The organism is Methylomonas sp. MS20, assembly GCF_050275925.1.
Lineage (GTDB): Bacteria > Pseudomonadota > Gammaproteobacteria > Methylococcales > Methylomonadaceae > Methylomonas > Methylomonas koyamae_A.
In genome coordinates this window covers 824,932-845,245 of sequence record NZ_CP189962.1, presented here as the reverse complement: position 1 = coordinate 845,245, position 20,314 = coordinate 824,932, and the positions used below count along the sequence as shown (strand labels likewise).

Genomic DNA, 20,314 nt, shown 5'->3' with positions numbered 1-20,314 from the left:
TTCACCTATTTCTTCTTAGCTTCTTTGCGAGCGACATATTCATCGGCGATTCTCACCCCTTTGCCTTTGTAGGGCTCCGGTGGACGTAACGCTCTAATTTCAGAAGCGACTTGTCCAACTCGTTGTTTATCGCGACCTTTAACCAGTAGCTCCGTTTGAGTTGGCGCCTCGATAGTAATCCCGTCAGGAATCGGATATTCGACTGGGTTGGAATAACCGAGCGCTAGTGTTAGTAGGTTCTCTTTAACCTGAGCCCGATAACCAACACCAACTAAAAGCATTTTTTTAACAAAGCCGTCCGAAACTCCCACGACCATATTGCTAATAGAAGCTCTCGTCGTGCCCGCATGCGCTTTCGCGCCTTTGCAATCGGCATCCCACTTCACTCGGATAAGATTATCCTGCAATTCTAAGTCAACAGCATCGTTCAAAGTAAAGGCTAATTCACCCAGCTTACCTTTAACTAACATGTTTTTTCCGTCCAATTTGATTTCTACACCGGCTGGGACGGTAACCGGCGAATTTGCGACTCGCGACATAACTTACCTCGGAATGATTAGCAAACGGTGCAGATAATTTCGCCGCCGTGACCGATCGCGCGCGCCGCTCTGTCAGTCATAACACCGCTGGATGTAGAAACGATAGCAATGCCCAATCCGCCCAATACTTTTGGCAATTGGTCTTTTGATCGGTAGATACGCAAGCCGGGACGACTAATACGCTTTACATTTTCGATTACAGGGACGCCGTTGTGATATTTTAAATCAACGGTCATTTCGGTATGCGTACCGTTAACCTCGGTTTTATAATCGCTAATGTAGCCTTCTTCCTTCAAAACTTTTGCGATTGCCAATTTAAGTTTCGACGAAGGTACTTTGACGCTTTTTTTGCCAGCCGCTTGACCATTTCTTATCCTGGTCAGCATGTCTGCAATTGGATCTGTCATGCTCATAAATTAATCTCCAAAAACTCTTTTATAACCGGACTTACCAGCTTGCTTTAGTCAAACCAGGAACGTCACCGCGCATGGCGGCTTCCCTTAATTTGTTCCGACCGAGTCCGAATTTACGGTAGAAACCGTGCGGACGACCGGTCAAGTTACAACGGTTGCGTAACCGCGACTTGCTGGAGTCTCTTGGTAGTTTTTGAAGTTGTAATTGAGCAGCCTCTTTTTCGTCAAACGAAGAACCAGGCGAACGAATAATTTCTTTTAACTCTTTTCTTTTTGTGTCGAATTTTTTTATCAAACCAGCGCGCTTCGATTCGCGCGCTATCATGGATTTTTTAGCCATTATCGTTGCGCCTCTAGTTTTTGAATGGAAAATTGAAAAGTTTCAACAGCGCCAAGCCTTCTTCATCTGTTTGCGCCGTTGTCGTAATGCAAATATCCATACCGCGAAGTGCATCGATCTTGTCATAGTCGATTTCGGGGAAAATGATTTGCTCTTTAATACCGAGCGAATAATTTCCACGCCCGTCGAAACTTTTAGAACTCATACCGCGAAAATCGCGAATCCTAGGAATCGATATTGTGATCAAGCGATCTAAAAATTCGTACATGCGATCCGCCCGCAATGTAACCTTACAACCAATCGGCATATCGTCCCTAATTTTGAACCCAGCGATTGATTTTCGAGCCAAAGTAACTACGGCTTTTTGACCTGAAATTTTCTCCATGTCTGCTACAGCGGATTGCAACACTTTTTTATCTGCGATGGCGCCGCCAACGCCCATATTCAGAGTGATTTTGGTCAACTTAGGAACTTGCATAACGCTTTTGTAACCGAACTGGTTCACCAAAGCCGGAACGATTTCCTCTTTGTATTTTTTTTCTAATCTAGCCATTTTTAATTACCCTTAGAGCTCGACGTTCTCGTTTGTAGACTTAAAAAATCTGACTTTCTTTCCATCATCAAGGACTTTAAAGCCGACACGATCGCCTTTCTTTGTTTTTGGGTTATAAAGGGCTACATTTGAAATATGGACCGGCAAATTCTTATCGACGATTCCGCCGGAAACGCCCAAATTCGGATTTCCACGCTGATGTTTCTTTACCACATTTATCCCATCAACCAGAACTTTTTCGTTATCCAGGATTTTCGCAACTTTTCCGAGCTTACCCTTGTCTTTGCCGACGATGACAATTACTTCGTCGCCTTGTTTAATTTTTTGCATCTGTAAACCCTCGCTTATAGGACTTCTGGCGCCAATGAAATAATTTTCATAAACTTTTCACCCCTAAGTTCACGCGTAACAGGTCCAAAGATGCGGGTGCCGATCGGTTGTAGTTGGTTATTCAAAATGACCGCAGCGTTGCCGTCGAAACGGATGACAGAGCCATCGGAACGGCGCACACCTCGTTTGGTGCGCACAACCAACGCGTTATAGACGTCGCCCTTTTTTACGCGAGTTCTTGGCATGGCATCTTTTACACTCACCTTTATAATATCGCCAATTCCGGCGTACCGGCGGTGAGACCCGCCTAGAACTTTGATACACATGACCTTTTTTGCGCCGCTATTATCGGCGACGTCAAGGCTAGTTTGCATCTGAATCATTTTTAAATTCCCAACTTATTTAAATTATTTGCCTGAAGACTCAACTACTTCCAGCAACGTAAAAGATTTCCGCTTTGAAATAGGGCGACACGAGGCTATTGCGACGATGTCTCCCTCTTGGCAGAGGTTATTTTCGTCGTGCACCAGCAACTTAGTCGAGCGTTTTATATATTTACCGTAAACTGGATGCTTAACCAATCGTTCTACTAGAACCGACGCTGTTTTATCCATTTTGTTGCTCACGACGCGTCCCGTTACCTTGCGTACGCTATCTACATTTTCGTTCATATTTAAGCCCGCGCCATTTCGCCAAGAATAGTATTGATCCGCGCGATGTCCCTTCTGACTTGCCTTACTTGGCTGGATTTGGAGAGTTGACCAGTGCCTTTTTGCATCCGCAGGTTGAATTGTTCTCTGGACAGCTCCAGTAGATTTGTCAGGAGTTCGTCTTTTGTTTTGGTTCGTAATTCTGACGCTTTCATTACATTATTGTCCGTGCAGAGAAAGTAGTTTTTACCGGCAATTTCGCGGCCGCTAGCTGAAATGCTTCCCTAGCCATCTCCTCGGAAACACCCTCAATTTCAAACAGCATGGTACCAGGCTTAATTTGAGCGACCCAGTATTCCACGCTACCTTTACCTTTACCCATCCGAACTTCTAATGGCTTTTTGGTGATAGGCTTATCGGGAAAGATTCTGATCCAAATCTTTCCTCCACGTTTTACGTGCCGACTAATCGCCCGACGTGCCGCCTCGATTTGACGGGCCGTCATTCTACCACGACTTAACGCCTTTAAGCCATATTCGCCAAAGCTAACAGACGAACCCCGCAAGGCTGTGCCGTTATTTCTGCCGGTATGTTGTTTTCGAAATTTTGTTCTTTTCGGTTGAAGCATGTCTAATTTACTCCTTCAACTACTTCTTATTTTCGGCATTTAAAGAGGCTGTATGGGCGTCCATATCGAACACCTCACCTTTAAATATCCAGACTTTTATACCGATAATGCCGTAAGTCGTTTTCGCCTCGGCGGTACCGTAATCAATATCGGCTCGCAACGTATGAAGAGGAACTCGACCTTCGCGATACCACTCGGTTCTAGCGATCTCCGCACCATTTAACCGTCCAGCGACTGTAATTTTGATACCCTCGGCACCTAAACGCATTGTGTTCGTAACGGCTCTTTTCATAGCTCGGCGGTACATAATTCGTTTTTCGAGTTGCTGAGCGATACTTTCCGCTACCAAATAAGCATCTAGTTCAGGTTTCCGAATCTCTTCCACATTTAACTGAACCGGAACGCCCATCATTGCGGAAATATTTTGTCGCAAAATATCGATGTCTTCGCCCTTCTTGCCGATAACAATACCAGGCCGCGCAGTATGCACAGTAATGTTCGCGTTGTTCGCCGGACGATTTATCTGAACGCGACTAACTGAAGCGTGCGCAAGCTTTTGTTTTATGTATTCGCGAACCTTAAGATCTTGCAGCAGCAGTACAGGGTAGTTCTGGCTATTTGCGTACCATCTAGAAGTCCAATCTTTTACAATCCCGAGACGAATCCCAGTGGGATGTACTTTTTGTCCCATTTTCTACCTCTATTTCTCTGCTACTTTAATGGTTATATGGCAAGTCCTTTTCAGGATATGGTTTGCACGCCCTTTAGCTCTTGCACTTACGCGTTTTAACGTCCTGCCTTCATTCACGAAGACCGTCGATACTTTCAGCTCGTCGACATCGGCATTTTCGTTATGCTCTGCATTCGCAATTGCCGATTCCAAAACCTTCTTAACAATTGCGGCGGCTTTCTTTGAGCTGAAATTCAACAGGTTTAGCGCTTTTTCAACCGGCAAACCGCGAATCTGATCGCCAACCAATCTTGCCTTCTGAGCAGACAGCGGAGCGTTACTCAATTTTGCTGATACTTCCACATTCACTCCTTATCTCGATTTCTTGTCAGCAATATGGCCCTTGTAGGTTCTCGTTGGCGAAAACTCACCCAACTTGTGACCAACCATATTTTCGGTAATCAAGACCGGCACGTGTAGTTTTCCGTTATGAACCGCTATGGTCAGCCCCAACATCTCAGGACTAATCATCGACCTTCTAGACCAGGTTTTAATCGGTTTCCTATTATTCGTTCGAACCGCTTCGTCTACTTTCTTCAACAAGTGGTGATCGATAAATGGACCTTTTTTAATTGAACGTGGCACGTCAGATACCTCTTATTTTTGCTTACGGCGTCTGACAATCATATTGTCAGTACGTTTGTTTTTGCGCGTTTTATAACCCTTAGTAGGGGTACCCCAGGGTGATACCGGGTGTCTACCACCGGAAGTGCGCCCTTCACCGCCACCATGGGGATGATCGACCGGGTTCATTGCGACACCGCGCACTGTCGGGCGAACACCTCTCCATCTCTTCGCACCGGCTTTCCCTAACGAAATCAAGTTATGTTCGGAGTTAGATACTTCGCCGACGACACCCTTGCAATCTGCGGAGACCTTACGCATCTCACCGGATCGCAGGCGAACTGTAACGTAGGCGCCGTCTTTCGCGACCAATTGCACCGACGTTCCGGCGCTCCGGGCGATTTGAGCTCCTTTACCCGGCCGCAACTCTACGCAGTGCAAAGTCGTGCCAAGTGGCATGTTCCGCAATGGCATGCAATTGCCTGGTTTAACTGGCGTTGTTTCGGCACTCAGTATTTCTTGACCCAGCTCAATGCCTTTGGGCGCGATAATATAGCGGCGCTCACCGTCTTTAAATAGCACCAACGCGATATTCGCAGTCCGATTTGGGTCATATTCGATCCGTTCAACAACAGCCGGAATATCTGTCTTGTTGCGTTTGAAATCTATGATACGGTAGAACTTTTTGTGTCCTCCGCCGATGTGGCGCGTGGTGATTCGCCCCATGTTGTTACGACCGCCAGTGTTCCCTTTTTTGTCCAGTAGTTGCGCAAATGGCTTACCCTTATGCAAATCATTATTTTGTACACGCACTACAAACCGAGAACCTGGAGATGTCGGCTTTGATTTCAGAATAGCCATGCTCTTCTACCGCTCCTAATTAACCTAATTAAAACTTACTATGCCGTTGCCAATTCGATGCTATGACCGGATTCAAGCTTTATATATGCTTTTTTCCAATCAGAGCGTTTACCGATACTGCGTCCAAATCTCTTTATTTTTCCTTTCACGTTCAAAACCCGAACTGATTCGACTTTTACATTGAACATGAGCTCGACCGCCTGCTTTACTTGTAGTTTGCTAGCAGTTTTTTGAACCTTAAAGACGAACTGGTTGTTTTGATCCGCAGCGTTTGTGCTTTTTTCTGAAATGATTGGGGCCTGCAGCACATTTGCTAACTTAATTTTTTGAGCACTCATGCCAATCGCTCCTCAATTTGTTTCAACGCCGCAGCCGTGGCAATGACTTTGTCAGCCGAAACCAAAGACACCGGATCGACGCTGGTCGGTGTTACAACTGCGACATAAGGAATATTCCGGGCAGCAAGAATCAGATTTTCGTTCAAATCCTCAGCCACTACTAGTAGACGTTTGACCTCGATCCCGCTGATTTTTTTTAGGAACTCTTTGGTCTTTGGCACGGCAGGAGTGAGGTCATCGCAAACCGCAAGACGCCCCTGTCTTAAAAGCTCTGAAAAGATTGAGCGTATGCCTACTTTGTACATTTTCTTGTTCAACTTTTGGTCGTACGAACGGGGCTGGGCGGCAAATGTAACACCGCCTGTCCGCCAAATTGGGCTGCGAGTGCTACCAACGCGTGCACGTCCAGTGCCTTTTTGCCGCCACGGCTTAGCGCAGCCTCCGCTCACGTCCGAGCGAGTCTTTTGCGCTTTTGTTCCGGCCCTAGCACCAGCCATGTATTTTGTTACCAGTTGATGCACCAGCGTCTCGTTGTATTCTTGACCGAATACGGCTTCAGAGACATCGAGCGCTTGAGCTGCGTCTCCACCGTTTATTGCAGGTATTTGCAAACTCATAAATTAACCTTATTAACCTTTCTTGACTGCTGGTGTGATGACGACATCACCGCCCTTAGCACCGGGTACAGCGCCTCTAACGAGTATTAACCCCCTTTCAGAGTCAATAGAATGAACCGTCAGGTTTTGTACCGTGGTTTTCACCGCACCCATCTGACCGCACATTTTCTTGCCCTTGAAAACCCGTCCAGGGGTCTGATTCATACCATTCGAACCGGGTACGCGGTGAGATCGCGAGTTACCGTGCGTTGCATCCTGAGTACGGAAGTTATGCCTTTTAACCGTACCGGCAAAACCTTTACCGATACTTGTGCCGGAAACGTCCACTTTTTGTCCGGCTTCAAAAACATTTACGTCCAAAGATGCGCCGGGCGCCAAATCGACACCTTGTTCGTCGCTCAGCCGAAACTCCCACAACCCCCTACCCGCTGTAACGTTGGCAGATGCATAGTGACCGGCCATTGCTCTATTGACTTTCGAAGACTTGATATCGCCCGCAGCAACTTGAACCGCACGATACCCATCTTTTTCGATACTTTTCACTTGTATGACCCTATTCGAGTCAATTTGGAGCACAGTTACTGGTACCGCTGAACCGTCTTCGCAAAAAATCCGGGTCATACCACATTTACGACCAATAAGACCTATTGACATCTGCCAATCCTCAAAATTATTACTTACTGCTTATTTCAGCTTGATTTGTACATCTACGCCAGCCGCCAGATCCAACTTCATCAAGGCATCGACTGTTTTATCGGTTGGCTCGACTATATCAAGCAACCGCTTATAAGTTCTCAACTCGTACTGGTCGCGCGCATCTTTGTTAACGTGGGGCGAAATAAGTACTGTGAATCTTTCTTTTCTAGTAGGCAAAGGAATCGGACCCTTAACTTGGGCGCCAGTCCGCTTCGCTGTCTCTACTATCTCTCCGGCGGATTGATCGATGAGTTTATGATCGAATGCCTTTAATTGGATTCTGATAGTTTGATTTGCCATGGTTAATTACTCGATGATAGAAGCCACGACGCCGGCACCCACGGTGCGACCGCCTTCGCGAATTGCAAAGCGCAGACCATCTTCCATCGCGATCGGTGAGATCAATTTGACGGTGACGGAGATGTTGTCGCCAGGCATCACCATTTCGACGCCTTCCGGCAATTCAACCGCGCCTGTGACATCGGTGGTACGGAAGTAAAATTGCGGCCGATAGCCGTTGAAAAATGGCGTATGACGGCCACCCTCTTCCTTGGACAGCACGTAAATTTCGGCTTTAAAGTGCGAGTGCGGCTTGATGCTGTTCACGTGAGCCAGAACTTGACCGCGTTCGACGTCGTCGCGTTTGGTGCCACGCAACAAGACACCTACGTTGTCGCCCGCTTGGCCTTGATCGAGCAGTTTGCGGAACATTTCTACACCGGTACAGGTGGTTTTCTGCGTGTCGCGAATGCCGACGATCTCGACCTCTTCACCCACTTTAATAATCCCACGCTCTACACGACCGGTAACGACGGTACCGCGGCCTGAAATCGAGAAGACGTCTTCGATCGGCATCAAGAATTTGCCGTCGATCGCGCGCTCTGGTTCAGGGATATAGCTGTCCAGTGCTTCAACCAGCTTGACAACGGATTGCACGCCGATTTCGCTTTGATCGCCTTCCAACGCTTTCAGCGCGGAGCCGATAATGATAGGGGTGTCGTCGCCGGGGAATTCGTATTGATTCAACAATTCGCGAATTTCCATTTCAACCAGCTCGATCAGTTCCGCGTCGTCGACCATGTCGGCTTTATTCAGGAACACCACGATGTACGGAACGCCGACCTGACGAGACAGCAGGATATGCTCGCGGGTTTGCGGCATCGGACCGTCGGCAGCCGAGCAAACCAAAATCGCGCCATCCATTTGAGCGGCGCCGGTAATCATGTTTTTGACGTAGTCGGCGTGCCCCGGGCAGTCTACGTGTGCGTAGTGGCGTGACGCAGACTCGTATTCAACGTGCGAGGTCGAAATAGTAATACCGCGCGCACGCTCTTCTGGCGCATTGTCAATTTGATCGAAAGCTTTTGCTTCACCGCCCTGCAGCTCCGCCATTACTTTCGTCAACGCGGCGGTCAACGTGGTTTTTCCGTGGTCGACGTGACCAATCGTGCCCACGTTTACGTGCGGTTTCTTTCTTTCAAATTTTTCTTTTGCCATGACTCGATACCTGATATTTATAAAAAATTTAAGATACTTTTCTAATAATCGCTTCCGCTATATGCGCAGGTGCTTCGTTATATCTTTCAAACTGCATACTGTAGGTTGCTCTACCTTGCGTGGCCGATCGCAAATCGGTTGCGTAGCCAAACATTTCCGAGAGCGGCACTTCACAACTAATTACCTTACCAGCCGGTACGTCTTCCATGCCGTGAATAACCCCTCTGCGCCGGTTAACGTCACCAACGACTTCCCCCATATAATCCTCTGGAGTGACTACTTCCACTTTCATAATGGGTTCCAGCAATACAGGATTTGCAGCCTTAGCCCCATCCCTGAAACACATAGACCCTGCTATCTTGAAAGCCATTTCATTCGAATCGACATCATGATACGAACCATCGAACAAAGTAACCTTGACGTCCACCATTGGGAAACCAGCGAGTACGCCGTTTTCCATTTGCTCTTGAATACCTTTATCTACCGCAGGGATATACTCTTTAGGAACAGCCCCACCTACAACGCCGTTTACGAACTCATAGCCGCTACCAGCCGCCTTGGGCTCCAACTTGAGCCACACGTGACCGTACTGCCCTTTGCCGCCGGTCTGTCGAATAAATTTACCCTCGCACTCCAAGGACTTACGTATCGTTTCCCTGTACGCCACCTGCGGTGCGCCGACATTAGCTTCGACATTAAATTCGCGCCGCATCCGATCGACAATGATCTCGAGATGAAGCTCCCCCATGCCCGCTATTAGCGTTTGCCCGGATTCCGGATCGGAACTCACACGAAAGGACGGATCTTCCTGCGCCAGTTTTGCCAACGCATTGCCCATCTTATCTTGATCGGCTTTGGTTTTCGGTTCTACCGCAACAGAGATTACCGGCTCAGGAAACTCCATACGCTCCAGCAAAATGGGATGCGCCATATCGCAGAACGTATCACCGGTAGTAACCTCTTTTAATCCGATTACGGCGGCGATGTCGCCGGCTCGAACTTCTCCAATCTCTTCCCGACTATTGGCATGCATTTGGACAATGCGTCCAATTCGTTCACGCTTGCCTTTTGCAACATTCAAAACAGCATCGCCGGATTTTAAAACACCTGAATAAACCCGCAGAAATGTCAGCATCCCAACATACGGGTCGGTGGCGATTTTAAAAGCCAACGCGGAAAAAGATTCGTCGTCAGTCGGCTGACGTATAGCATCTAATTCGTCATTTACATGCCCTACCACAGCATCAATGTCTGAAGGGGATGGCAAATAGTCAATGATACCATCTAATACACACTGAACGCCTTTGTTTTTAAAGGCGGAGCCGCAATACGCCGGAACAATTTTATTATTAAGCGTTTGCGCTCTGATACCTAACTTAATATCCTGATTACTCAACAAGCCTTGCTCAAGATATTTATCCATAAACTCTTCGGACGCCTCAGCAGCCGCTTCAAGCAATTTTTCCCGCCATTCACCAGCTTGAACAACCATGTCGACAGGAATTTCCCCTTGCTGAAATTTCAGCCCCATACTGGTGTCGTCCCAATACACAGCCTTCATTTCAATAAGATCAACAACCCCCTTAAAACCGTCCTCTACACCTATTGGCAGCTGCATGGCCACAGGGTTACTACCTAATCGTCCCTTTATCTGCTCTAATACCCTGTAAAAGTCAGCCCCGGTACGATCCATCTTATTAACGAATGCTAAACGAGGAACGTGGTATTTGTTAGCTTGCCGCCAAACTGTCTCGGACTGAGGCTCCACACCTCCTACCGCACAGAACACCGCACAAGCGCCGTCCAACACCCTAAGAGACCGCTCAACTTCAATCGTAAAGTCAACGTGCCCTGGCGTATCGATAATATTAATTCTGTGCTCGGAATGTTGCTTCCACATTCCAGACCAAAAACACGTTGTCGCCGCTGACGTAATCGTGATGCCCCGCTCTTGCTCTTGAGCCATCCAATCCATTGTCGCGGCGCCGTCATGCACTTCGCCGATCTTATGCGAAACCCCTGTGTAAAACAGAACACGCTCGGTAGTGGTCGTCTTCCCGGCATCAATGTGGGCCATTATGCCTATATTTCGATAACGCTCTATAGGCGTTTTGCGAACCACGTTATCACCCCAAAGGCATCACGAACCTTACCAGCGATAATGAGCGAAAGCCTTGTTCGCTTCGGCCATTCTATGAGTATCTTCTCGCTTCTTAGCCGCCGCGCCACGACCCTCGGACGCATCTAGCAATTCCCCGGCCAGCTTCGCAGCCATGGTCCGCTCGTTACGCTTACGGGCAGCATCAATCAACCAACGCATTGACAACGCCAGTCTACGCGCAGGACGCACTTCCACCGGAACCTGATAGGTTGCCCCTCCTACGCGACGAGACTTTACCTCAACCCTAGGCTGCACATTTTCCAGCGCCTTTGCCACAAGCTCTAGCGACTCTTTATGCCCTTTGTGCTCAATCACATCCAACGCACCATATACAATTTTTTCAGCGACAGACTTTTTGCCGTCCACCATGATCATATTCATGAACTTGGACAACATATCGCTACCAAACCTTGGATCAGGATTGACCGGTCTTTTCGCCGCAACTCTTCTTCTAGACATTGTTTACCAACCTTTATTTCTTAGGCCGCTTAGCGCCATATTTGGAGCGCCCGCACTTTCTATCTTTTACGCCTGAAGTATCCAAGCTTCCTCGAACTACGTGATAACGAACACCGGGCAAGTCTTTGACCCTGCCACCACGAATCAGAACCACGGAGTGCTCTTGTAAATTGTGGCCCTCTCCGCCAATATAACTACTAACCTCGGCACCATTGGTCAATCTAACCCTAGCCACCTTACGCAAGGCCGAATTAGGCTTCTTAGGCGTAGTCGTATAAACACGAGTACACACACCTCGCCTTTGGGGGCAGGCTTCCAATGCCGGAACATTGGTCTTTTCGATTTTTTTAGCACGAGGCTTACGGACCAACTGATTGATCGTGGCCATTCTTAACTACTCCAAATATGCAATGTTAATAAGCAATACAATTAGTCGCCCAACCGAATGGCATTGCTCCACCCAAATCTCTTGGCTGATGTGAGCAGAGCATAATACCTGCAGATCATTGTTAGGTCAAGCTTTTTTACTAGAGCTATTCTATATTCAACGCCTGTTTCAGCGCTTCCTCGACATCGACCACTTCGACTGAAGACATGCCGGAATCCATCCCGCTCGCCAAGTCGGCATGTCGTTTTTTCCGCCTTTGTTCGTGATAGGCCAGACCTGTACCGGCCGGGATTAAACGACCAACAATGACATTTTCTTTTAGGCCGTTCAGACTATCGCTGATGCCTCGCACTGCAGCGTCGGTCAACACTCTTGTGGTCTCTTGGAAAGAGGCGGCGGATATAAACGACTCAGTCGCCAACGATGCCTTAGTGATCCCTAACAACAACGAGTCATAGCTAGCAGGAATTTTCCCTTCTTTTTCCGCCTGTTCGTTAACAATATTGACCAATACGCGCTCTACCTGCTCACCTTTCACAAAATCGGTTTCGCCGGAAGCCGTTATCTCAACTTTCCGGAGCATTTGCCGGATGATGGCTTCGATATGTTTGTCGTTTATTTTTACACCCTGTAGACGGTAAACATCCTGAATTTCCTTAACCAGATAATCAGACAGCTCCTCGATACCTCTCAGACGCAGAATATCGTGCGGCGTCAATTCCCCTTCGGCAATCGTTTCGCCTTTTTCTACAAACTCACCTTCGAACACCGTGATATGACGCCATTTTGGAATGAGCGTTTCATATTGCTCCCCTTCGGCGTCGGTAATGATGACGCGCTGCTTACCCTTCGTCTCCTTACCGAAAGACACCATACCGGTAGCTTCGGCAAGAATGGCCGGATCCTTGGTTTTTCTAGCTTCGAACAAGTCCGCAACCCGCGGTAAACCACCGGTGATATCGCGGGTTTTACTGGATTCTTGCGGAATCCGGGCCAATACGTCACCAACCTTTACTTCACCACCATCCTTAACCCCGACAATTGCGCCGGCGGGCAAGAAATATTGAGCCGGAATATCGGTTCCAGGTAAGTTAATTTGTCCACCTTGTTCGTCTATCAACCGTACCATGGGGCGCAGCTCTTTACCGGCCGCACTTCGTTGCTTAGGATCGGTTACCACACGCGATGTAAGCCCGGTGACTTCGTCCGACTGCTCTTGAACGGTGATACCGTCGATAAAATCGATCAACTGAATGAAGCCATCCACTTCGGTGATAACTGGATGAGTGTGCGGGTCCCAGTTGACGATAATGTCACCGGCACTGACACGTCCGCCGTCGTCGACCGAAAGTACCGCGCCATACGGAATCTTATAGCGTTCTCTTTCACGGCCATAATCGTCCATCACGCCAACTTCGCCGGAACGGGATACCGCGACCAAGTTGTTTTCTCGGTTTCTAACGGTCTTCAGGTTATTCAGTTTTGCGGTACCGCTGGATTTAACTTGAACATTGCTGACAGCCGCCGACCTGGAGGCCGCGCCACCAATATGGAAGGTCCTCATCGTCAACTGAGTACCCGGCTCACCGATCGATTGAGCCGCGACGACACCAATGGCCTCGCCGCTATTGACCAGATGCCCACGTCCCAAATCGCGGCCGTAACATTTGGCGCAAACGCCCACCCGAGATTCGCAAGTAATAACCGACCGAACCAGCATTTTATCAACGCCGTTTTCCTCCAAAACGGTCACCAGGTTCTCATCGATCATCGTACCCGCCGGGATCAACACTTTTGAACCGGAAGCGTCGGTCACATCGACTGCTGCCACGCGGCCCAATACCCGATCGACCAGCGGCTCGACCACATCGCCGCCTTCGATGATCGGCGTCATGGTCAGACCGTTTTGGGTCCCACAATCCAGCTCGGCAATCACCAGATCCTGCGCCACGTCAACCAGACGTCGAGTTAGATAACCGGAGTTAGCGGTTTTTAACGCCGTATCCGCCAAACCTTTACGAGCACCGTGCGTCGAGATGAAATACTGCAATACGTCCAGACCTTCCCGGAAGTTCGCTGTAATTGGCGTTTCGATGATCGAACCGTCCGGCTTAGCCATCAATCCGCGCATCCCCGCCAATTGGCGAATCTGCGCCGCTGAACCCCGCGCGCCAGATTCGGCCATCATGAAGATCGAGTTAAACGATTTTTGTTTGACGTTATTACCTTTGGCGTCGACCACTTCGTCTTCACCCAAGCCTTCCATCATCACTTTCGCAACTTGATCGTTTGCCCGCGACCAAATATCGACGACCTTGTTGTATCGCTCGCCGTCGGTCACTAACCCTGACGCATATTGATTCTGGATTTCGTTAACCTCGGCCTCGGCGGAACGAATGATATCGGCTTTTTTAGCCGGAATTTCCATGTCTTCGATACCGAACGAAACACCCGCTCTCGTTGCGTATTTGAAACCCAAATACATGATTTGGTCGGCGAGAATGACTGTTTCTTTTATACCTAAGTAGCGGTAGCTATAGTTGATCAACCTCGAAATGTTTTTCTTGGTCATATCAACGTTGATCAGCTCATACGGCATGCCATCAGGAGCAATCTCCCAGATCAGGGCACGCCCCACCGTTGTTTGTTTACGACTGGTGATGCTTTCCCACTCACCGTCAGCGTTTTTAAGTTTTTCAGTAATCCTGACCTGAACCTTGGTTTGCAACTCCACTGTCTTGGCATCCAAGGCTTTCATAACCTCGGCCAAATCGGTGAATATGCTGCCTTCTCCGACCGCATTGACTTTTTCACGGCTGATGTAATAGAGGCCCAAAACCACGTCTTGCGACGGGTTGATCACCGGCTCTCCGTTTGCGGGCGACAAGATGTTGTTGGTCGCCATCATTAAGGTACGAGCTTCTAACTGCGCCTCAATCGACAACGGAATATGCACGGCCATTTGGTCGCCGTCGAAGTCGGCGTTAAATGCACTACATACCAGCGGGTGCAGTTGGATCGCCTTGCCCTCTATTAGGGTCGGCTCGAATGCTTGGATGCCCAAACGGTGCAGTGTTGGCGCACGGTTCAATAACACCGGATGCTCGCGGATGACCTCTTCGAGGATATCCCACACCTCGGCGCCTTCGCGCTCGACCATTTTTTTAGCGGCTTTAATAGTGGTCGCCAATCCGCGCAGTTGCAGCTTGCTGAATATAAACGGCTTGAACAGCTCCAAGGCCATTTTTTTCGGCAGACCGCATTGGTGCAATCTCAGGGTTGGACCGACCACGATTACCGAACGCCCCGAATAGTCGACCCGTTTGCCCAACAGATTTTGGCGGAAACGACCTTGCTTGCCCTTGATCATATCGGCCAGCGATTTCAGCGGGCGCCGGTTGCTACCGGTAATGGCCCGGCCGCGACGGCCGTTATCCAGCAAGGCATCGACGGCTTCTTGCAGCATTCGTTTTTCGTTGCGAACAATGATGTCCGGGGCGTTCAGGTCCAATAACCGAGTCAAACGGTTATTGCGGTTGATGACACGGCGGTACAGATCGTTCAAGTCGGAGGTCGCGAAACGGCCACCGTCCAACGGCACCAGCGGACGCAATTCGGGCGGAAGCACCGGCAGCACGGTCATAATCATCCATTCCGGACGATTGTTGGACGCCAGCAGAGAATCGATGACCTTCAGCCGTTTAGAATACTTTTTAATCTTGGTGTCGGAGTTGGTCGAATTGATCTCTTCCTTCAACTTGTTGATTTCATCTTTCAAGTCGATGGATTTCAACAGATCATAAATCGCCTCGGCGCCCATTTTGGCGACAAAATCATCGCCGTGTTCTTCCATCGCATTCAAATACTCTTCGTCGGTCAACAACTGACCTTTTTCCAACGGCGACATACCGGGATCGGTGACGACGAATGTCTCGAAATACAACACGCGCTCGATCGACCGCAGAGTCATGTCTAGCAGCAACGCGATACGCGACGGGAGAGACTTCAAGAACCAAATGTGAGCGACCGGGCTGGCCAGATCGATGTGTCCCATCCGTTCGCGACGAACCTTGGATAGCGTTACTTCGACCCCGCACTTTTCGCAAATTACACCGCGGTGCTTTAAGCGCTTGTATTTACCGCACAAACATTCGTAGTCGCTGATAGGACCAAAGATTTTGGCGCAAAACAAACCATCACGCTCAGGCTTAAATGTGCGGTAATTAATCGTTTCGGGCTTTTTCACTTCGCCATACGACCACGAGCGAATCATGTCGGGAGAAGCCAAACCAATGCGGATAGCGTCGAAATCTTCGGTGCGACCTTGACGTTTTAAAAAATTCATTAAATCTTTCAAGAGCTTATCCTCTCTAATTGTTATCCGATGTTGTCCAGAACCAAATCCAGAGCCCGATTACTCTTGTTCCATTTCAATATTGACGCCAAGCGAACGTATTTCCTTGACCAAAACGTTGAAGGATTCCGGCATTCCCGCTTCCATTGAATGGTTTCCGTCGACAATGTTTTTATACATTCGGGTACGGCCTGTAACGTCGTCGGATTTCACGGTCAACATTTCCTGTAGGGTATAAGCGGCGCCATAAGCCTCCAAGGCCCACACCTCCATCTCCCCAAAACGCTGGCCGCCGAATTGCGCCTTTCCGCCCAGCGGTTGCTGAGTGACCAAGCTATATGGCCCCGTGGAACGCGCGTGCATTTTGTCATCCACCAAGTGGTTCAATTTGAGCATGTACATGTAGCCGACGGTGACTTCACGCTCGAACGGTTCACCGGTTAACCCGTCGTAAAGCCGAGTTTGTCCGTGTTCAGGCAGATCGGCCAGACGCAACATTTCCCGGATATCATCCTCGGATGCGCCGTCGAAAACCGGGGTTGCCATCGGGACGCCACCAACTAAATTGGCCGCCAACTCCAGCACCTCTTTATCGGAGAACGAATCCAAATCTTCCTTCCGTCCGCTGCAGTTGTAGATTTTTTCGAGATAACCGCGAATTTCAACAACTTTGGCCTGAGCTTCCAGCATTTTGCCGATTTTGATGCCCAAGCCTTTCGAGGCCCAACCCAAATGGGTTTCCAACACCTGCCCGACGTTCATCCGCGAAGGTACGCCCAACGGATTCAGCAGGATATCGATCGGATTACCGTCCGCCGTGTAAGGCATGTCTTCGATCGGCACGATTTGGGAGATAACCCCTTTATTTCCATGTCGACCCGCCATCTTGTCGCCGGGCTGAATACGCTTCTTGACCGCCAAATAAACCTTGACCATCTTCAGCACGCCAGGCGCCAAATCGTCGCCCATCGTGATTTTTTTCTTTTTCTGTTCGAAACGTTCGTCGAATTCCTTGCGTTGTTGCTCGATATGCTCGGCGATCGTTTCCAATTGAACGTTGATATCCTCGTCTTGGGTTTTGATTTTCATCAACTCCGAAGGGACCAAACTATCCAGATACTCGCGAACGATATCCTCGCCTTTTTTCAGACCATTCGGACCTTTTTCAGCTTTCTTACCAACTAACATCGCTTTGACCCGCGCGAAAATATCGTGCTCGACAATTTTCAGCTGATCGTCCAAATCCTTCCGATAACGCTTGATTTCGGCTTCTTCGATTTCCAGAGCGCGCTTATCTTTCTTGACACCGTCGCGAGTAAATACCTGCACGTCGATAACGGTACCCCTTACGTTGCCAGGCACCCGTAACGAGGTGTCTTTAACGTCGGCGGCTTTTTCGCCGAAAATAGCCCGTAACAGTTTTTCTTCCGGCGTCAGTTGAGTCTCGCCCTTGGGCGTAACTTTTCCGACCAGGATGTCGCCACCCTTGACTTCGGCACCGACGTAAACGATACCAGACTCGTCCAACTTGGATAACGCTTCCTCGCTGACATTCGGGATATCGGCGGTAATCTCCTCCGGAGCGTGCTTCGTCTCCCTGGCGACGCAAGTTTTCTCTTCGATATGGATTGTCGTGAAACGATCTTCCTTAACCACGCGCTCGGAGACCAGAATCGAGTCTTCAAAGTTGTAGCCGTTCCAAGGCATGAAGGCGATCAGCATGTTTTGCCCCAAAGCCAACTCGCCCAAGTCGGTAGAAGGACCGTCGGCGAGGATGTCGCCCTTGTTAACGATATCGCCCAATTTAACCAGCGGCTTCTGATTAATGCAGGTGTTTTGGTTAGACCGGGTGTATTTAATCAGGTTGTAAATATCGACACCCGGTACGCCGGCGACCGTTTCATTATCGTTGGCTCGCACCACGATCCTGGCCGCGTCAACCGCTTCGATACGACCGCCACGGGTCGCCACAACAGTTACGCCGGAATCTTTGGCGACGACACGCTCCATACCGGTACCAACCAGCGGTTTCTCCGCTCGTAAGGTCGGAACCGCTTGCCGTTGCATGTTGGAGCCCATCAACGCCCGGTTAGCGTCGTCGTGTTCCAAGAATGGAATAATCGATGCCGCGACCGAAACGATTTGTTTGGAGGACACGTCCATATATTGCACGGTCTCTGACGAAGCTAACGTAAATTCGTCTTTGTAGCGGCAGGATACCAAGCCTTCGACCAATTTACCGTGTTCGTCTACCGCGACACTGGACTGCGCAATCACATACTCGCCTTCCTCGATAGCCGAAATATAATCGACTTGATCGGTCACCATACCGTTGACTACTTTCCGGTACGGCGTTTCAAGAAAGCCGTATTCGTTAGTCCTGGCGTAGACCGACAACGAGTTGATCAAACCGATATTTGGTCCCTCCGGCGTTTCGATCGGACAAACCCGACCGTAGTGCGTGGTATGAACGTCGCGAACCTCGAAACCGGCACGCTCCCTGGCCAAACCGCCTGGACCCAACGCGGAGACCCTGCGCTTGTGGGTCACTTGCGACAATGGATTGTTTTGATCCATAAACTGCGACAATTGGCTGGAGCCGAAAAACTCTTTCACTGCGGCAGACACAGGCTTAGCGTTAATAATTTCTTGCGGCATCAGCCCTTCGGAATCAGCCAGAGTTAAGCGTTCTCGAACTGCTCGCTCGACTCGCACCAATCCGATCCGAAATTGGTTTTCAATCATTTCGCCCACGGACCGTACCCGGCGATTACCTAAATGATCGATGTCATCGACAATGCCGTTTCCGTTGCGGATTTTGATCAACTCCTTCAATACGTCGATGATGTCTTCCTTGCTCAACGTGCCCGTACCGATGATTTCCTCTCGGCCCAAGCGCCGATTAAACTTCATCCGGCCGACTGCCGACAAATCGTAACGCTCGTCGGTGAAAAACAGGTTCTCGAACAGGTTTTCGGCGGATTCGACCGTGGGCGGTTCACCTGGGCGCATCATCCGGTAAATTTCTACCAAGGCCTCCAAGCGATTGGTTGTCGTATCCAGGCGCATCGAGTTGGAAATATATGGGCCCCGATCCAAATCGTTTACGTACAAGGTGTTGATCTCGCTGACACCGGCATCGATCAGTTTTTGCAACAGGTTTTCGGTCAATTCGTCGTTAACGCTGGCTAACAATTCGCCAGTGGCTGTATCCACAACGTTGTGCCCAAGAATCTTCCCGAACAAATAATCGCGTGGCACCTCGATCTCGGTGACGCCGGATTTTTCGAGTTGGCGAACGTGTTTCGCGGTGATGCGCCGACCTTCTTCGATCAGCACTTTACCGTCATGCTTTATGTCAAACACCGCCATTTCGCCACGCAGCCGTTCCGGAATCACGTGGAACATGAATTTGTCGGCAGTCAACGAAAACTTATTGGTGTCGAAGAAAATTTGAATCATTTCTTCGTTGTCGTAACCCAAGGCGCGCAGCAAGATCGTTGCCGGAATCTTTCTGCGGCGGTCGATACGCACATAAACCGCGTCTTTGTGGTCGAACTCGAAATCCAACCAAGAGCCGCGATACGGAATCACTCGAGCGTTAAACAGCAATTTACCGGAAGAGTGAGTCTTACCCTTATCGTGATCGAAAAACACCCCAGGCGAACGATGTAATTGCGACACGATGACGCGCTCAGTTCCATTGATAACGAACGTGCCGTTTTCAGTCATCAACGGTAACTCACCCATGTAGACTTCTTGCTCGCGAATATCTTTTACGACTTTGGTATTGGCAGGGGCGTCCTTGTCGTAAATCACCAAGCGCACCATTACGCGCAATGGCGCGGAGAAAGTGGCCCCCCGCTGCTGACACTCTCTGACGTCGAACGCCGGCTCACCTAAACGATACTTGACATATTCCAGAACCGCGTATCCTGAGTGGCTAACCACCGGAAATACACTCGAAAATGCAGCATGTAATCCTTGATTGCGTCTTTTTTCTGGGTCCGCGCCCAACTGCAAAAAATTTGCGTAAGAATCAATCTGTGTTGCTAAGAGATAGGGAACTTCGAGTACTTCCGAACCTTTCCCAAAATTATTACGGATGCGCTTTTTTTCGGTAAAAGAATAGGCCATATTGCTTCTATACCTTCGTCGTCAGGGATGATTTACTACCGTTTGTTTGACAAACAGTA

Annotated in this window: 23 protein-coding genes; all 23 read right to left on the bottom strand. The window is 49.2% G+C overall.

Features of this window, described 5'->3' with window-relative positions; genetic code table 11:
* Positions 1 to 5 precede the first annotated feature (5 nt).
* The 23 genes from rplF to rpoB all read right to left on the bottom strand — a co-directional run bounded on the left by rplF (position 6) and on the right by rpoB (position 20,255).
* A complete protein-coding gene (gene rplF / locus ACQE3D_RS03745; RefSeq protein WP_064028908.1) occupies positions 6 to 539 on the bottom strand; it encodes a 50S ribosomal protein L6 in 534 nt (177 codons plus the stop codon).
* Between the two features lie 17 nt (positions 540 to 556).
* Entirely contained in the window at positions 557 to 952 is a 396-nt protein-coding gene (rpsH, locus tag ACQE3D_RS03740) for a 30S ribosomal protein S8 (protein ID WP_064028911.1), read from the bottom strand.
* Between the two features lie 34 nt (positions 953 to 986).
* Complete coding sequence (gene rpsN / locus ACQE3D_RS03735) at positions 987 to 1,292, bottom strand: 30S ribosomal protein S14 (protein ID WP_064028913.1); 306 nt, start codon at positions 1,290 to 1,292, stop codon at positions 987 to 989.
* Between the two features lie 13 nt (positions 1,293 to 1,305).
* Positions 1,306 to 1,845: a 50S ribosomal protein L5 gene (gene rplE, locus ACQE3D_RS03730; RefSeq protein ID WP_064028916.1), complete on the bottom strand. Its 540-nt coding sequence runs from the start codon at positions 1,843 to 1,845 to the stop codon at positions 1,306 to 1,308.
* A 12-nt stretch (positions 1,846 to 1,857) separates the two neighbouring features.
* Entirely contained in the window at positions 1,858 to 2,175 is a 318-nt protein-coding gene (gene rplX, locus ACQE3D_RS03725; protein WP_064028918.1) for a 50S ribosomal protein L24, read from the bottom strand.
* Between the two features lie 14 nt (positions 2,176 to 2,189).
* Positions 2,190 to 2,558: a 50S ribosomal protein L14 gene (gene rplN / locus ACQE3D_RS03720; RefSeq protein WP_064028920.1), complete on the bottom strand. Its 369-nt coding sequence runs from the start codon at positions 2,556 to 2,558 to the stop codon at positions 2,190 to 2,192.
* A 24-nt stretch (positions 2,559 to 2,582) separates the two neighbouring features.
* A complete protein-coding gene (gene rpsQ, locus ACQE3D_RS03715) occupies positions 2,583 to 2,846 on the bottom strand; it encodes a 30S ribosomal protein S17 (protein WP_064028923.1) in 264 nt (87 codons plus the stop codon).
* A gap of 2 nt (positions 2,847 to 2,848) precedes the next feature.
* On the bottom strand, positions 2,849 to 3,040 hold the full coding sequence (gene rpmC / locus ACQE3D_RS03710) for a 50S ribosomal protein L29 (RefSeq protein WP_064028925.1): 192 nt from the start codon (positions 3,038 to 3,040) through the stop codon (positions 2,849 to 2,851).
* Positions 3,040 to 3,453, bottom strand: a complete 414-nt coding sequence (gene rplP, locus ACQE3D_RS03705) for a 50S ribosomal protein L16 (protein WP_064028927.1) — start codon at positions 3,451 to 3,453, stop codon at positions 3,040 to 3,042. The genes rpmC and rplP overlap by 1 nt, the downstream gene beginning before the upstream one ends.
* Positions 3,454 to 3,472: 19 nt before the next feature.
* Positions 3,473 to 4,144, bottom strand: a complete 672-nt coding sequence (gene rpsC / locus ACQE3D_RS03700; RefSeq protein ID WP_071158634.1) for a 30S ribosomal protein S3 — start codon at positions 4,142 to 4,144, stop codon at positions 3,473 to 3,475.
* A gap of 9 nt (positions 4,145 to 4,153) precedes the next feature.
* Positions 4,154 to 4,486, bottom strand: a complete 333-nt coding sequence (rplV, locus tag ACQE3D_RS03695) for a 50S ribosomal protein L22 (protein WP_071158639.1) — start codon at positions 4,484 to 4,486, stop codon at positions 4,154 to 4,156.
* Positions 4,487 to 4,495: 9 nt separating this feature from the next.
* Positions 4,496 to 4,768: a 30S ribosomal protein S19 gene (rpsS, locus tag ACQE3D_RS03690; protein WP_064027395.1), complete on the bottom strand. Its 273-nt coding sequence runs from the start codon at positions 4,766 to 4,768 to the stop codon at positions 4,496 to 4,498.
* A 12-nt stretch (positions 4,769 to 4,780) separates the two neighbouring features.
* Positions 4,781 to 5,608, bottom strand: a complete 828-nt coding sequence (rplB, locus tag ACQE3D_RS03685) for a 50S ribosomal protein L2 (RefSeq protein ID WP_064027397.1) — start codon at positions 5,606 to 5,608, stop codon at positions 4,781 to 4,783.
* 38 nt (positions 5,609 to 5,646) lie between these two features.
* A complete protein-coding gene (gene rplW, locus ACQE3D_RS03680) occupies positions 5,647 to 5,946 on the bottom strand; it encodes a 50S ribosomal protein L23 (RefSeq protein WP_064027399.1) in 300 nt (99 codons plus the stop codon).
* The gene (rplD, locus tag ACQE3D_RS03675) at positions 5,943 to 6,563 is read right to left on the bottom strand and encodes a 50S ribosomal protein L4 (RefSeq protein WP_071158636.1); all 621 of its coding nucleotides are present in this window, start codon (positions 6,561 to 6,563) and stop codon (positions 5,943 to 5,945) included. Before rplD ends, rplW begins: the two co-directional genes overlap by 4 nt.
* Positions 6,564 to 6,575: 12 nt before the next feature.
* The gene (rplC, locus tag ACQE3D_RS03670; protein ID WP_064027404.1) at positions 6,576 to 7,217 is read right to left on the bottom strand and encodes a 50S ribosomal protein L3; all 642 of its coding nucleotides are present in this window, start codon (positions 7,215 to 7,217) and stop codon (positions 6,576 to 6,578) included.
* 30 nt (positions 7,218 to 7,247) lie between these two features.
* Entirely contained in the window at positions 7,248 to 7,559 is a 312-nt protein-coding gene (gene rpsJ, locus ACQE3D_RS03665; RefSeq protein ID WP_020484801.1) for a 30S ribosomal protein S10, read from the bottom strand.
* Between the two features lie 6 nt (positions 7,560 to 7,565).
* Complete coding sequence (gene tuf, locus ACQE3D_RS03660) at positions 7,566 to 8,756, bottom strand: elongation factor Tu (protein ID WP_281022268.1); 1,191 nt, start codon at positions 8,754 to 8,756, stop codon at positions 7,566 to 7,568.
* Between the two features lie 28 nt (positions 8,757 to 8,784).
* A complete protein-coding gene (gene fusA, locus ACQE3D_RS03655) occupies positions 8,785 to 10,878 on the bottom strand; it encodes an elongation factor G (RefSeq protein ID WP_281022270.1) in 2,094 nt (697 codons plus the stop codon).
* A 27-nt stretch (positions 10,879 to 10,905) separates the two neighbouring features.
* Positions 10,906 to 11,376, bottom strand: a complete 471-nt coding sequence (gene rpsG, locus ACQE3D_RS03650; protein WP_064023902.1) for a 30S ribosomal protein S7 — start codon at positions 11,374 to 11,376, stop codon at positions 10,906 to 10,908.
* Between the two features lie 13 nt (positions 11,377 to 11,389).
* Positions 11,390 to 11,764 carry a 30S ribosomal protein S12 gene (gene rpsL, locus ACQE3D_RS03645; RefSeq protein WP_013820393.1) on the bottom strand — a complete coding sequence of 125 codons (375 nt, stop codon included), beginning with the start codon at positions 11,762 to 11,764 and terminating at the stop codon, positions 11,390 to 11,392.
* A gap of 145 nt (positions 11,765 to 11,909) precedes the next feature.
* Positions 11,910 to 16,109, bottom strand: a complete 4,200-nt coding sequence (gene rpoC / locus ACQE3D_RS03640; RefSeq protein ID WP_071158708.1) for a DNA-directed RNA polymerase subunit beta' — start codon at positions 16,107 to 16,109, stop codon at positions 11,910 to 11,912.
* Positions 16,110 to 16,178: 69 nt separating this feature from the next.
* Positions 16,179 to 20,255, bottom strand: a complete 4,077-nt coding sequence (rpoB, locus tag ACQE3D_RS03635; protein WP_313729060.1) for a DNA-directed RNA polymerase subunit beta — start codon at positions 20,253 to 20,255, stop codon at positions 16,179 to 16,181.
* Positions 20,256 to 20,314: the final 59 nt, after the last annotated feature.